This window comes from Vulcanisaeta distributa JCM 11217, assembly GCF_001316005.1.
Lineage (GTDB): Archaea > Thermoproteota > Thermoprotei > Thermoproteales > Thermocladiaceae > Vulcanisaeta > Vulcanisaeta distributa_B.
This window is the reverse complement of record NZ_BBBJ01000009.1, coordinates 60,674-73,930: the sequence shown is the minus strand read 5'-3', so window position 1 is coordinate 73,930 and position 13,257 is coordinate 60,674. Positions and strand designations below refer to the sequence as shown.

15 protein-coding genes and 4 pseudogenes are annotated in these 13,257 nt (G+C 44.0%); 14 read left to right on the top strand and 5 right to left on the bottom strand.

Annotated elements, in window-relative coordinates; all coding sequences use genetic code 11:
- Positions 1–24: 24 nt before the first annotated feature.
- A pseudogene (locus tag JCM11217_RS10200) lies at positions 25–1,833 on the top strand (ATP-dependent DNA ligase).
- Between the two features lie 2 nt (positions 1,834–1,835).
- On the opposite strand, the gene JCM11217_RS10195 reads toward JCM11217_RS10200, so the two are convergent.
- Positions 1,836–2,378 carry a hypothetical protein gene (locus JCM11217_RS10195; RefSeq protein ID WP_054842856.1) on the bottom strand — a complete coding sequence of 181 codons (543 nt, stop codon included), beginning with the start codon at positions 2,376–2,378 and terminating at the stop codon, positions 1,836–1,838.
- Positions 2,379–2,442: 64 nt separating this feature from the next.
- Between JCM11217_RS10195 and JCM11217_RS10190 the strand changes: the two genes are divergently transcribed.
- The 5 genes from JCM11217_RS10190 to JCM11217_RS10170 all read left to right on the top strand — a co-directional run bounded on the left by JCM11217_RS10190 (position 2,443) and on the right by JCM11217_RS10170 (position 5,916).
- Positions 2,443–3,387, top strand: a complete 945-nt coding sequence (locus tag JCM11217_RS10190; RefSeq protein WP_054842893.1) for a carbohydrate kinase family protein — start codon at positions 2,443–2,445, stop codon at positions 3,385–3,387.
- A gap of 71 nt (positions 3,388–3,458) precedes the next feature.
- Positions 3,459–3,803: a hypothetical protein gene (locus tag JCM11217_RS10185; protein ID WP_054842855.1), complete on the top strand. Its 345-nt coding sequence runs from the start codon at positions 3,459–3,461 to the stop codon at positions 3,801–3,803.
- Positions 3,804–3,810: 7 nt separating this feature from the next.
- The gene (locus tag JCM11217_RS10180; protein ID WP_054842854.1) at positions 3,811–4,497 is read left to right on the top strand and encodes an NDP-sugar synthase; all 687 of its coding nucleotides are present in this window, start codon (positions 3,811–3,813) and stop codon (positions 4,495–4,497) included.
- Between the two features lie 64 nt (positions 4,498–4,561).
- Entirely contained in the window at positions 4,562–5,356 is a 795-nt protein-coding gene (locus tag JCM11217_RS10175) for a hypothetical protein (protein ID WP_054842853.1), read from the top strand.
- On the top strand, positions 5,353–5,916 hold the full coding sequence (locus tag JCM11217_RS10170; RefSeq protein ID WP_054842852.1) for a hypothetical protein: 564 nt from the start codon (positions 5,353–5,355) through the stop codon (positions 5,914–5,916). Before JCM11217_RS10175 ends, JCM11217_RS10170 begins: the two co-directional genes overlap by 4 nt.
- A 56-nt stretch (positions 5,917–5,972) precedes the next feature.
- Here the strand turns inward: JCM11217_RS10170 and JCM11217_RS10165 are convergent, their stop codons facing one another.
- The gene (locus JCM11217_RS10165) at positions 5,973–6,779 is read right to left on the bottom strand and encodes a hypothetical protein (protein ID WP_243679146.1); all 807 of its coding nucleotides are present in this window, start codon (positions 6,777–6,779) and stop codon (positions 5,973–5,975) included.
- Positions 6,770–6,976 carry a hypothetical protein gene (locus JCM11217_RS16155; RefSeq protein ID WP_243679145.1) on the bottom strand — a complete coding sequence of 69 codons (207 nt, stop codon included), beginning with the start codon at positions 6,974–6,976 and terminating at the stop codon, positions 6,770–6,772. Before JCM11217_RS16155 ends, JCM11217_RS10165 begins: the two co-directional genes overlap by 10 nt.
- Positions 6,977–7,111: 135 nt before the next feature.
- Here JCM11217_RS16155 and JCM11217_RS16150 point away from each other — a divergent pair, with 135 nt between their 5' ends.
- The 8 genes and pseudogenes from JCM11217_RS16150 to JCM11217_RS10140 all read left to right on the top strand — a co-directional run bounded on the left by JCM11217_RS16150 (position 7,112) and on the right by JCM11217_RS10140 (position 11,959).
- On the top strand, positions 7,112–7,945 hold the full coding sequence (locus JCM11217_RS16150; protein ID WP_243679144.1) for a cation diffusion facilitator family transporter: 834 nt from the start codon (positions 7,112–7,114) through the stop codon (positions 7,943–7,945).
- 4 nt (positions 7,946–7,949) lie between these two features.
- The gene (locus tag JCM11217_RS16145) at positions 7,950–8,501 is read left to right on the top strand and encodes a cation transporter dimerization domain-containing protein (protein WP_243679143.1); all 552 of its coding nucleotides are present in this window, start codon (positions 7,950–7,952) and stop codon (positions 8,499–8,501) included.
- A 30-nt stretch (positions 8,502–8,531) separates the two neighbouring features.
- Entirely contained in the window at positions 8,532–9,176 is a 645-nt protein-coding gene (locus JCM11217_RS10155; RefSeq protein WP_054842851.1) for a DUF2067 domain-containing protein, read from the top strand.
- Between the two features lie 29 nt (positions 9,177–9,205).
- On the top strand, positions 9,206–9,718 hold the full coding sequence (locus tag JCM11217_RS16140; RefSeq protein ID WP_243679142.1) for a glycosyltransferase family 2 protein: 513 nt from the start codon (positions 9,206–9,208) through the stop codon (positions 9,716–9,718).
- Positions 9,719–9,764: 46 nt separating this feature from the next.
- Positions 9,765–10,757: a glycosyltransferase family 2 protein gene (locus JCM11217_RS16135; RefSeq protein ID WP_243679180.1), complete on the top strand. Its 993-nt coding sequence runs from the start codon at positions 9,765–9,767 to the stop codon at positions 10,755–10,757.
- Positions 10,758–10,817: 60 nt separating this feature from the next.
- Positions 10,818–10,922, top strand: a pseudogene (locus tag JCM11217_RS16130) (NAD(P)-binding protein); the annotation flags it as partial.
- A 49-nt stretch (positions 10,923–10,971) separates the two neighbouring features.
- Positions 10,972–11,724, top strand: a complete 753-nt coding sequence (locus JCM11217_RS10145) for a hypothetical protein (protein ID WP_054842850.1) — start codon at positions 10,972–10,974, stop codon at positions 11,722–11,724.
- A 22-nt stretch (positions 11,725–11,746) separates the two neighbouring features.
- Entirely contained in the window at positions 11,747–11,959 is a 213-nt protein-coding gene (locus JCM11217_RS10140) for a hypothetical protein (RefSeq protein WP_243679141.1), read from the top strand.
- 131 nt (positions 11,960–12,090) lie between these two features.
- Here JCM11217_RS10140 and JCM11217_RS10135 read toward each other — a convergent pair.
- Both JCM11217_RS10135 and JCM11217_RS10130 read right to left on the bottom strand, forming a co-directional pair.
- Positions 12,091–12,294: pseudogene (locus tag JCM11217_RS10135) on the bottom strand (TRAM domain-containing protein); the annotation flags it as partial.
- Between the two features lie 222 nt (positions 12,295–12,516).
- Positions 12,517–13,187, bottom strand: a pseudogene (locus tag JCM11217_RS10130) (metallophosphoesterase).
- Positions 13,188–13,257 lie beyond the last annotated feature (70 nt).

The window sequence follows — 13,257 nt, the reverse complement described above, 5'->3', positions numbered from 1 at the left end:
GTGATGTCCACTGGTAGTAATGATATTAAGTTCATCGATGTGGTGAAGGCACTCGAGAGTATTGAGGCGACCACTCAGAGGACCGTAATGGCTAAGCTACTCTCATCACTCCTCAAGAAGACCCCCCACCCAACGTCATTGATAAGGTCATCTACTTCATACTTGGTCAACTAAGGCCTGACTGGGAGGGTGTGGAGCTTGGTGTTGCCGAGAAGCTTACCTTTAGGGCCATTGCCAACGCCACTGGCACACCCATTAAGCAGGTTGAGGATCTTTACAAGAGACTTGGCGATGTTGGTGAGACGGCCAGGAGAATAATGAGTAGTAAGCCTCAGCAGAGTGGTGGTAAGTCAATACTTGAGTTCTTCGGAGGTGGAGGTGTTGAGGAGTTGACGATGGGTAAGGTCTACGATACGCTAATGTCGATAGCCAAGGCAAGTGGTGAGGGGGCACAGGACACTAAGGTTAAGCTCCTAACATACCTATTCTCAAGGGCTAAGCCTGAGGAGGCTAAGTACATTGCCAGGTTCGTAATTGGTAGGCTGAGACTTGGTGTTGCTGATATGACAATACTTGATGCATTGTCAGATGCATATAAAGTTTCTAGGGATGCCCTCGAGAGGGCTTACCACATTTACCCAGACCTCGGTTATATAGCTAGGCTAGTTGCCCAGGAGGGTCAGGACGCCCTAGCCAAGATTCACGTGACGCCTGGTGTGCCGATACAGCCAATGCTTGCCGAGAGACTAAATACGCCGGCGGAGATACTGGCTAAGCTTGGTGGTACTGCGATGGTTGAGTATAAGTATGATGGGGAGAGGGCCCAGGTGCATAAGACCAGATGGTGAGGTTAGAATATTCAGTAGGAGGCTCGAGAATATAACTCATGCGTACCCTGACGTTGCTGAATACGTTAAGGAGGCTATCGACGCTAAGGAATTCATTGTTGAGGGTGAAATAATAGCTATTGACCCAGACACGGGTGAGTTTAGGCCTTTCCAGGAGTTGATGCATAGGAAGAGGAAGCACGATATTAAGGAGGCTATGAAGGAGTACCCGGTTAATATATTCCTGTTCGATGTCATGTACGTTGATGGTCAGGACCTAACAAACCTGCCGCTCATTGATAGGAAGAGGAAGTTGTTAGAGATCCTTAAGCCCAGTGAGTATGTTCATTTGGCGACGTGGAGGATAATAAATGATGCTGAGGAACTTGATAAGTTCTTCCATGAGGCTATAAGCGATGGTTGTGAGGGTGTGATGTGTAAGTCCATTAAGGCTGACTCTATTTATGAAATGGGCGCCAGGGGGGGTTGGCTCTGGATTAAGTATAAGCGCGACTACAGGAGTGAGTTGACGGACACGCTTGACCTGGTTGTCGTGGGCGCCTTTTGGGGGGGCCGCGGTAAGAGGGCTGGCACATACGGAGCGCTACTCATCGCGGCCTACGATCCAAAGACCGATCAATTCTACACAGTGAGTAAGGTGGGTAGTGGATTCACAGATGAGGACTTGGTAAAGCTTAAGCAGATGCTTGACCCGTATAGGATACCTCATAGACATCCAAGGGTTGTCTCTAAGATGGAGCCTGATGTGTGGTTCGTGCCTGCAGTGGTTCTTGAGATAATAGGTGCGGAGATAACCCTAAGCCCACTCCATACCTGCTGCATGGGTGCTATTAGGCCTGACGTTGGCTTGGCCATTAGGTTCCCAAGGTTCACTGGGAGGTATAGGACGGATAAGTCGCCGGAGCAGGCAACGACTGTCGATGAAATACTCGAGATATATAAGGAGCAGAAGAAGGTAAAGATAGAGGAGGGCACGAATCCATGAAATTACTCACCACCTTCCTCCTTCAACACCCTCTCCAACGTCCACCTAATCGCCCTAATTATTTCCCTAAGCCTCTCATCACTCCTGTAATTCCTAATGACTATGCCAACCACATTATCACCATCAAGCTTAATCTCATAATTAAAGGCCTCCTCACGCCTTAATTGCCCATCCTTAACCAACTTATCATCCTCCTGCTTAAAACCCTCGAGTATCTTATCCCTAAAGAACCTCCTGAAGGCCGTATTATCCTTATTGAAGGGCTTTATTGGCTTAATGCTCACACCATTTTCATAAACCTCGACAGTACCCAATAACTCATTACCAACCCTAGACCTAATCTCCCTAGTCTCCACCAATTTGCCTAAGTCCTGCGGCTTACTCACTAGCTCCGTGGCAGGAACTATTGACTGCGACTTAATTATACTATCAATGACGCTCTTAACTTCATTCAATAGATCAAGCTCCTCCTGAAGCTCCTTAATCCTACTATCCAACTTATCCCTAAGCTCAAGTAACCTCTTTACATCTACCGCATTGTCCACGGTTAAGAATTAATAAGTCCAGTTAATAAAGCTACGCGTGAAGAAGCAGGCCGTAGTACTATCAATGGGTAACTTAAACCTAGATATATACGTTAAAACCGACGCAATACCAAGGCCTGATGAGTCAGTTGATGCGTACGAGACCTACATGGGTGGTGGAGGCTCAGCGGCTAATTTCTCCGTTGCAGTGGCGAGGCTTGGGCTCGGCTCTAGATTCCTTGGGTCTGTGGGTAATGACCAATTTGGTGATATGCTCATTAAGGAATTGGAGTCTGAGGGAGTCGATACAAGGTTCATAAAGCGCATAAGCCATGAAAAGACGGGCACCGTAATTGTGATTGTGGGTCTCGATGGTTCCAAGCGAATGATTAGGTATTCAGGGGGGGCTAACCTTGGATTAACACCCAATGACATTACTGATGAGGTCATGAACGGCGTATCACACGTCCACGTGGCCCTTGGTAGAACCGAGATCATTGAGATGGCAAAGCGCATTGCCAAGTCCATGGGGCTAACGGTCTCTGTTGATGGAGGTACGCCACTAGCTAGGAAGGGGCTTGACGTTATTAGGGATGTCATGAATAATGTTGACATTTGGTTCATGAATAGTTTCGAGGCTAGGGAGTTAGGTCATTCAGAGAATGTTGTTAGGGCTGCAGAGAATATAGCGAGTAGGGTTAGGGTTAGGGAGTTGATAGTTACCCTCGGTCCCCCCCGCGGAGCATTATTACTTAGGGATGGTGAGGTCAAGTACTCTGATGCATTTAAGGTTCCCCCTGTGGATACCACGGGTGCCGGTGATACGTTTGCCGCAGCTTACGTAGTTGCCTCCGTACTAGACCTAGACCCAATAGACAAGCTCATCTTTGCCAATGCGACGGCATCGCTTAAGGTCACCCGAAAAGGCGCCAGATCATCGCCCAGGTTAAACGAGGTCGTTGATTTTCTCGAATCCCTTGGTTACGCTAAATTAGCTAATGAGATATTGAGTAGGCTTGGTTATTCCTAAGTTATTTAGTAATGGAAAAAACTTATATATGTAGTGACTACACTGTGTATAGGAGTTAGGGGGGGATTACCGTGTCTAAGGTTAATGTCAACGCCCAGGTTAAGGTTAAGTATTGTGATGGTACTTGGTGCAACTTCCAATACTTCAGGTGCGCCAAGAAGGCGTTGAAGATAGTTAGGCAGGGTAATAGGGTGGTTACCCAATGTACATTGTTTGGAGGACCTTGCATTGGCTATAAATGTCAGTACGCCGTCTGTGAGGCTCATGTAATGGCTCCAGACGGTAGGTGCCTGCTTGATCTTAGGAATATGGAGACGAAGGAGAGGGATATTGTTGAGGAGGCTAAGAAGCTTGATAAGCAGGCCTCTGTGATTAATAAGCATCTTAAGAAGCTTGGACTTAAGGATTACATGTAGACCGTGAATGATTAAAGCGGTTATCCTAACCGCGGGGGGGCTTGGTGAGAGGCTTAGACCATTAACATACCTAGTTCCCAAGCCCTACCTTCCACTTCGCAATGGTTTAATAATTGAACACATACTGAACTGGATAAAGTCGCAAGGCCTTAATTATGATGATTTAATCGTAGTTACCGCATACATGGCCGATAAGGTAATCTCATTACTGAACAATTCCATGCCTGGCATTAAGTTCGTCATTGCCGATCAATTATTGGGTACCGCGGGTCAGTTATGGTACGTGAGAGACCTCGTGAACGACGATGACGATGTCGTGGTAATTAATGGCGATGTACTAACTGACGTACCTCTATTAAAGGCCCTTGATTACCATAGATCAAGCAACGCTGATGTAACCATAATTTCAATTAGGTATAAATTAACCGCCAGGTATGGAGTACTTGATATAGGTCCTGGTGGTGAATTTAGGGGGGGTTGGCTTGAGAAACCCACTATTACCCTGCCGATAGTTACTGGCATATACGTAATGAGAGGTTCGTTGATTAAGAGATTGAATAAGGAACGACTTGACATGAATAAGTACATTGAGTATCTACGGCAAAGTGGTATGAGGATAATGGTTTTTCTAACCGATGGTAATTACGTGGATCTTGGCGTACCTCAGGATTATCTTAACTCGTTAGTAACATGACCATTGCTTCGTAAATCATTCAACGCAACATATATAAACAATTAAAATACAGGGATTATTAATAATGTCTAGGGCTGTTTGTCCAGGGCTTGAAAGGACAGCAAGCGGTTATGTATGTACATATGCACAGAGACCAATTAACCCATTCCAGTGGTACTGCTTTGGTGATTATTTTGAGTGTCCAATATACGTTCAGTACATGAAGACTAGGGGGGGTGCTCAGGCAAAGGCTGAAACTAAACCGTCACAGACCGTACAACCATTACAACAGCAGGCCCAGCAGCAAACCCAGCAGGTAGTTACCGCGGCACCAGTTGCTGCAACTGCTGCACGTGTTGAGATTGCTGGTGATGCTGAGGATGAGTTGATTAGGAGCAGTGAGTCGATAATATCGAAGTTTGAGAGCAATGCTAAGTCGCTTAATGATAAGTGGAAGGATTACGAGAACTCCGTGCAATCAACCAGACAGAGTTGGGAGGTTGAGAAGGCGAAGCTGAGGAGGTACATGGTTATTCTTGAGAGGATTCGTAATAAGTACAATGAGGATCTTAAAGAGGTTGAGCTTAGGAGGAGTATGGGCCTCATTAATGATGATACTTATAATAAGCTTAAGGATAGTATTCAGAAGAAGCTTGATAGGATTGGTGATAAGCTTAAGGAATTGAATACTAGGTATCAAGACGTTGAATCAACAATTAATCAACATTATAAGAGGTTGCTTATGACTACGGTAACGCCGGAGATCAGTAAGCTTAAGCTCTCGCTGGCTAAGCTTGAGGAGATGTATAGGGATGGTAAGATTAGTAAGGAGGTTTATGAGAAGCTGAAGGCCGAGATTGAGGGGGGGGTGATATCATGAGCGAGGAAATGCTGAAGATTTACGAGGAGTTACTAAAGCAGATTAATAAGACGTACGATAATTACACCGAACAAATAAAACGCCTTAACAACATGTGGTCAGACTACAAGAATGCCGTTGGCAATGTTAAGAGGAATTGGGATGTTGATAACATATTGCTGGAACTCAGGATTAATGAACTTAAGGCGAGTATTGACTCAATACGTGAGGAACTGGACATGCTTAAGGTTAAGAAGGAACTTGGCTTAATAGATGATGATGAGTACTCCAAGTCCTCCGCGGAGTTAACGGATACCTTAACAAAACTAACTAATATGTATGATGAGGCTAAGTCAAAGATTGATGAGATTGATAAGGGTATTAAGGAACACTGGTTTAGGTCAATGGATGTAACATCGTTAACTACGGACCAAGTTGACGGCATGATTAAGGAACTTGAGGATAGCAAGGCTAGGGGTGAAATACCTGAGGACGTGTATAACAGGGTTAAGGCAGACCTGGAGCTTGTGAGGAGGGTTGTTCAAGCACTGGCATTAATAAAGACCGAGTCAAAACCTTAATTCCGATAGAGTTTTATTTTTTGATTTTATTTAAATAGATCTTAATTTCATTGTATTTAATGTGAGGAATTTAACCTATGTATTTTAACGGCCTCCTTATACGACCTTATTATACCGTATAGACCAATTATACCAACCACCGAAATGACTAGTAGGAAGCCTATATCAATTGCGTTTAGGTTTGGTATTGGTATCCCTGTGCTTATTGCCCAGGCATCAATTTGTGGTAGGAATATTATTAATAAACCAACTAACGCAAACACGATACCTCCATAGTAAAGCGTTATTCCCGCTGTCTTCCTACCAACGTACTTAATCTCCTCCTCCGTGAACTTCTTAGCCCTTAACGAACCGCCAAATATTGCGCCAAGTATTACCTGCATTATCATCGTACCAATACCAAACATGAGACCAGGCAATGGTGCATACCAAATACTGGGCATCTCTGGGGGGGCTAACACGAACGTGATTATCGAAGCATACGCACCAAAGCCAAACCCAGCTATTAATCCGTGAACTATAGTCATCTTTATGGGAACCTCCCTCGGATGAGCCTCATGAAGTGGTATTCTCTTAGCCTCATTTGTATGGTGTTGATGCCCACCAAGTAGCACATCAATTGGCAGGTGTATGTACTTACCCCCCCTCAATATGTATGAACCTGCTATGGCCATTACGAGACCGACCACGAAATAGACAGGACCATCCAAATTATACTTCATGTAGAAGTAGGCGAGCCCTATATAACCTAGTGTCGTTAAGAGGGCCCTCTGTATCGTGAAGCCTAGTGAGAATAGGAAGCCCGCCTTCATGCCTCCTCTCGTACTGTATTCACCGACTGCGTAGCTGAAGGTTATCGGCATGTGTGCTCATCAGGTGTTATTCCATGAAGCATTCCTAGGAATAAGGACACTATTAGTATTTCGATGACGGGTAGCTGGCTTGGTGGGTGTAGCAGGAAGTTTATGTTGAATATTCCAAGCCCAAGCACCACCATGGCTAGTGAAAGCAATATTAGATTTGCCGACTGTATTAGTCCAATTCCTGATTTTGGCATCATTAGGGTTACCCTAAAGTTGGGGTTAATAAACCCTTCTCCAGCAGTTAGCTTTTTAAACTGATATCGAATCAGTTATCGATTTAAAGCATGCCTAAAGATAGGTTAATTAGCAATTCTCGGGATAATGAGGTAGGCATGAAAAGCCTTTACACGTACATGAGTAATGAGAAGACTAGGGTCGCCCTATTCTCACTACTAGCGTCAGTGCTAATAACAGCTATGAACATAACCGCATGGCTACTCACAAATTCCCTCGCCGTTCTTGCAGAGGCCATGCACACATTCCTTGATATTCTCGTAACAGCGATAACGTTAATCGCCGTTAATGTGGGCTCCAAGCCTCCCGATAAGGAGCACCCATTTGGTCATGGTAAGGCTGAGAGTATTGGCGGGCTTTTCGGTTCTTTATTCATAATCGTGGCCGGCATACTCATTGGGTATGAAAGCGCTGAGCGTATAATAACTAGGATGCCGTTTAGCCCCGATGTTATTGCCATAGTCGTTATGGCAATAGCGATAGCCATTGACGTGAATAGATCAAGGGCATTAAGGAGGGTAGCGACTAAGTGGAATAGTAGGGCTCTTGAGGCTGATTCTTACCACTTCCTGAGCGATGTAGCCATTGAGGTTTCCGTCGTTGCCCTTATGATTATCGGCTTATTAATGGAGAGGTTAAGCATCAGCCTATTTAATGAGTGGGGCACAATCCTTGATGCCCTGGTTGCCTTTGCAATAGTCATTTACTTCTCAGTAATTAGTGCACGCATAATGAGGGCGTCAATTGATGAATTAATGGATAGAACGTCTGAGGACCTCATTAGGAGAGTTACCGACATTACCAAGTCGGTGCAGGGCGTCGTTTCAGTGAAGGATGTTAGGGCTAGGAGGATTGGCTCAATGGCTCATATAGAAGTAACAATAGGGGGTTTCCGACCACTTAAGTATTGCCGAGGCACACAGTATCGCTGACAACGTGGAATCAGCAATAAGGCGTGAAGTTGGTCCATCAATAGTCATGGTTCACGTAGAGCCTGAGCTCCGCGAAAAGGTGGAGAGAGCCCTTGCAGGTATTAAGAACCCACTAATTATGAATATTCATGAATTGAACATAATGAAATCCCAAAACAGTGTGGTAGTAAGTATGCACGTGGTTGTTAGGAGTGATGCTAAGCTAGGCGATGTTAATAAGGCCATAAATGAGGTGGAGGGCAGGATAAGGCAGGTAATACCCAATGCAATGGTTTGGATTCACCTAGAACCCGATAAAAGGGTGGGGGGGAATATTGATGAGATTAGAAGGGCTGTGAATGCTGTTTGCTCTAAGTATGGTGGACGTATAGGCGACATTAATGTTATTGATATTGAGGGAATCAGCGCCATGCGCATATTAGTGTATTTGCCGCAGAACATGAGTATTACCGAGGCTCATAACATCGCCACCGAAATAGAGGGCGAGGTGGCTAAGGTATATAGCATGCCGTACCACGTGGTAGTCTCCGTGTTACCTGACACCAAATCCTTATAACCCATTACCTGAGTTATAATGTGATCAATAGTGCGTAGGGAGTTTGTATTCACGTTTAGTAACATGAGTGAGGCGTTGACATTCATGGAAATGCTCACTAGCAAGATTAAGAGTAGGGAGTTGCTGATTCGATACGACACAGGCAGTGGGATTAGGGTCTGGGTCTCAATACAGGGTGAGCCTCATGAGGTTGAGCTTTACTCCATGGAGATTAAGCGCGTGTATAATGACATTAAGTTAATGAGGGGTAAGTTCGGCGTCCGCGCCTACGACGTATCGTTGATACTTAGTAAGGCTAGGCTTAGCGCTGCGATACCCATTGACCTATTAATCGACCTACTGCAGATTAGGGGTGTAAATGCCGAGCTAGATGGCTCTAAGATAAGGATTATGGGAGACATCAAACTTGAGGACTTAGTAAGTCTTGCTGAGAGCATCTCCAGGATCTATAGTGAGTTAATTGATGCGGAGGTTTCGGCACAGGCTAAGAGGATAATAGCGCTTTATGCTTTATTAATGGGTAAGGACGTTAAAGACAGTATTAGGGAATTACTCGATAAGGGGGGGTTATTAACGAAGTACGGCGATACCGAATTGCTCGTTCTATCCATGGATTATAAACACGCATTATTAAAACTTCAGGAGCTCATGGAGAGTGAGAGAAACACAAATTAAGGGTCTAAATTAATACTTGGCATTACGTAATGAGTAGTAATGAGTATATCGAGATTAAGGAATTGACTAAGGAGTTAATTCAGCAATACGTAATGAACCAATACCCCTGGGGGTTAATAACGAGACCATTAACGCCGGTAGCAATGGCAATACTCTCAGTAACGTACGTAATAGCAATAACCATGCTCATACTAAGCCTTATACAAATAGCAGTATTAGTGAGGTATGGCATAACGAGTCTAAGGTACGTAAGGGCACGTAATAATGGGAACAACTCGTTAGGAAGGTTCAGTGAGTCGTTGCGTGATTTACCATTCATATCAATACTAATACCCATTAAGAACGAGGATGCTTTAACCATAGAACGAAGTCTACGAACCATAGCATCGCTAAACTACCCTAGGGAACTACTTGAGGTGTTATTTATAAGTGATGACCCTGAGTACTATGTAAACAGCCTTACGAAGATAATAATGCCCATTGCGAGTAGGTTGGGCATAAATGCCAGGATAATACATAGGGCAGTTAATAGGGGGTTATAAGGGTGGTGCCCTCAACTACGGTATTAAGTACGCAAGGGGTGAGGTTATCGCCGTATTCGATGTTGATACGGTAATGCCCAGCGACTACTTATTAAAGGCTGTTAATGCATTATTAAGTGGTTATGATGCCGTCACCGCGGTATGGAAGGGCTACTACATAACTGATAATGCTATTTCGAGACTCCTAAAGTTCATGTACGATGTGTATAATGAAGTTTTCATTAGGGGTAGATTTCTAAGCGGTGGTTTTCCGGCAATAACTGGGAACAACCTAGTGATTTGGAGGGAAGTCCTTAATTCAATTAATGGCTTTTGCGAGTGCACAGGTGAAGACCTTGATCTTAGTATAAGATTGAGATCGAGAGGTTATAAGGTTGGGCTAATCGATTCTGACGTTTACAGTGAGGTGCCGAGTACGTATCTAGCATTCAAGAAGCAGTTCAGTAGGTGGTTATTTAATAGCATTTGGAATATGAAGCATAACCTGAGGTTACTACTCATGAGCAATGACGCCACTATATGGGAGAAGGTGGATGGCGTGCTTTGGATGCTTCAATTCCCAAGCATGTCCTTTGCCGCATTATCAATACTTACAACCGTGGTCCTTTCAGTAATTGGCGTTTTAATCCCACCAATACCAATACTACTCCTTGAGGCGCTAAACGCAATCGTCACATTGCCACTGACTATAATACTATGGTTAATCAGCGGCGGTATTGGTTATAAAGCATGGGACTTCCTGGTAAACGCTGCAAAATCAGCCCTACTTGCGGCGCTGATGTCATTTCCAATGCTCATATACTCAATAGAGTCATTAATAACAGATGAGTGGGAGTGGACACCAACACCAAAGGGCTACCTGACCCGTAGATACTCATTCCTAAGGGGGGGCTTAATTCATGAATTATCAATTATTCTAATGCTAATTACTGTAATGATAATATTGATATTAAATAATCAATTGCTAACTACGTTTTACATAGCCAGCATATTAGCAATTCTTTTGTATGGGTTCAGACTAGTAATCCCACGTAGATGATTGTCTGGAAATTAATGGAGGGTTTATGAATTAAAAGTGCCTATTCCATTTTAGGTGGGCATGGTCAATATATATGATGCCATAGTGATTGGTGCCGGCCCATCAGGTTCGATAGCCGCGTACATAGCCGCACGGCTTGGCTTGAGGGTATTAGTATTAGATAGATTTCGATTTCCAAGGGTTAAACTGTGGGGGTGGTTTAACGCAGAAGTCTGTGACTCTACTTAAGAATCTCGGTATTGAATTAAATGGCGTAATTAGGGATGCATGTAGGAGAGTGGTTGTCATTAATAGTGCTGGTTCCTTCCTACTGACTGATAATGAGCCAATAATAAGCGTGGTCTCCAGGGACGAATTCGATAATTACTTACTATCTAATGCCCTAAAAATCGGCGCTGAGTATCTTGTTGATAGGGTTATTAGGGTTAACGTTCATGGAGAGTACGTAAATGTTGTTGGTATGAACAATACGTATACTGGCAGGTACGTGATTGCCGCTGATGGCGCTAACTCTGTAATAGCGAAGCAACTGGGTAATGATATTAGGAGGAATACGGCGATGGCATTCATGACCATAGCGCATGGCAGTTACTTAAATGATGCGTGTATAATAGATATGACGAGGATTAAGTGGGGTTACTCATGGGTATTTCCGCGGGGTAATGGAGAGTATGATGTTGGTATTGGATCAATACATTGGGGTAACTACAAGACCCAATTAATTAAGTATATAGGTGAGCTTGGGTTACGAGAGGGGGATGTACGTGGTCATCCCATACCGATTAGAGCCCGCGATAAATTAGTCTCTAAGCGCATAGCCCTGGTTGGTGATGCGGCTGGACTTGCTGACCCAACCACTGGCGAGGGCATTTTCTACGCAATGTATAGCGGTGCATTAGCGGCATTAGCCTTAAGGCACTCAAGTAATCCAGCGGAGTTTGCAAATAATTATCTGGGGGGTTATTAGACCATTAATTAGGAACTTATCATTGGCTTATTACTTATCATTGGGTACTTATGGAATTGATCACTTAGTCATGGGAAGGCTTGGTGTAAGTGCATTTTCCATATCAAATACCAGGAACCTTATTAAGAGGATAATGCGAGGAAGTACTTGGTATTACCAAGTGCCTATGTCCATGATCAAGTTCTCAGTACTGAAAGGACCTGAGATAATAATCAGGAGAACACTGCACAGATAATTTTAATTCAGTAGGAACCTAAGTTAATGAAAGCGCTACTCCTCAGACTCCTCTTCGAATTCCTCGGTTCCAGTCTCTTCCTCCGTACCCTCAGTGGCTCCCTGCGTCGTCGTTTGCGTTCCCTCCTGCGTGACCTCAGCCACCGCGTATGTTCTGCCGATCTTCGTTATCTTAACCTTAACCTTATCTCCTGGCTTTGTATTGGGCACGAAGATAACGAAACCCTTCACCCTGGCAATACCGTCACCCCTCTTGGACGTCTCAACTATGTTTACCTCCAGCACATCACCAACATTTACAGGCTTAGGACCTCTTGGACCTCTGCCCCTACCTCTTTGGAAGTTTCTCCTTCTCGGTCTTTCGGACTCGGACGTAGTAACCGCCTTACATCATTAATGAAGAAAGACCCCCCCTTTATAAATCATTCTAAGACAATTAATATTTAAACAGCCTTATTAACCAATTAATGCGTGTGATGACCACCTCTGATTAGGACCAATGACTGAGCCAAGCCCCCCCAGACTGAGCAATTAATCATTAACCAATGCACGGCATAACTATGAAACATCAACAATATTTAATGAATCATTATCAAGAACCGCCACGTGAGGTTTCGTACCACTATATGGACCAGCTTTAGATGAAAATACCGTGAGCACCTTACCTCCATGGTTCCACTTATAACCCTGTGGCGTATATTCATGCCCTCGAATAATCATCTTCAACCCACTATTGCTGAGGAAATTCTCCGTTAATGCAGGTCCAAAAACGTAAGTGCCCGGCCCTCTAAGGATGTTTGGCTCGTAATACTTAATATCGTCTGATGGGTCATTCCATAGTAATTGAAACGTTGTTTCATTGTTAGGTATCTCATCGGGCTTTGGGAGTTTGGCTATATTATCAATGCTAATATTATTTATGGGTAAACCGCCGTGGACTAGGAAGTACTTATCATTCAGGGTTGCTGATATGGGCATTTGAGAAAATACGTCCTTTAACCTATCATAGATGGAGTCACCATCGTAAGGCCCAAATTTCCTCAGCAATTCCATGTAGAATCCATATTCGTAATTAGTTAATGGTGATTCATGATTACCCTTAGTACCACGGCCTTATGCTCGAGAAATAGCCTTAATGTGAGGTACAACGTCTCTATTTGATGCTCACCCCTATCCACGTAATCCCCAAGCATTATGTACGTCCAATTATCCGGCGGGAACTTATTCATTATTCGTAATAATGTATCAACATCTCCATGCAAGTCCCCAATTATTACGGCTTTATTAGCCGTAATCCTA

Bases quoted from the DNA above. Each gene is read 5' to 3' on its own strand.
- JCM11217_RS10190 (WP_054842893.1), top strand. From the start codon at position 2,443: ATGGGTAACTTAAACCTAGATATATACGTTAAAACCGACGCAATACCA.
- JCM11217_RS10180 (WP_054842854.1), top strand. From the start codon at position 3,811: ATGATTAAAGCGGTTATCCTAACCGCGGGGGGGCTTGGTGAGAGGCTT.
- JCM11217_RS10175 (WP_054842853.1), top strand. From the start codon at position 4,562: ATGTCTAGGGCTGTTTGTCCAGGGCTTGAAAGGACAGCAAGCGGTTAT.
- JCM11217_RS10170 (WP_054842852.1), top strand. From the start codon at position 5,353: ATGAGCGAGGAAATGCTGAAGATTTACGAGGAGTTACTAAAGCAGATT.
- JCM11217_RS10165 (WP_243679146.1), bottom strand. From the start codon at position 6,779: ATGCCGATAACCTTCAGCTACGCAGTCGGTGAATACAGTACGAGAGGA.
- JCM11217_RS16155 (WP_243679145.1), bottom strand. From the start codon at position 6,976: ATGATGCCAAAATCAGGAATTGGACTAATACAGTCGGCAAATCTAATA.
- JCM11217_RS16150 (WP_243679144.1), top strand. From the start codon at position 7,112: ATGAAAAGCCTTTACACGTACATGAGTAATGAGAAGACTAGGGTCGCC.
- JCM11217_RS16140 (WP_243679142.1), top strand. From the start codon at position 9,206: ATGAGTAGTAATGAGTATATCGAGATTAAGGAATTGACTAAGGAGTTA.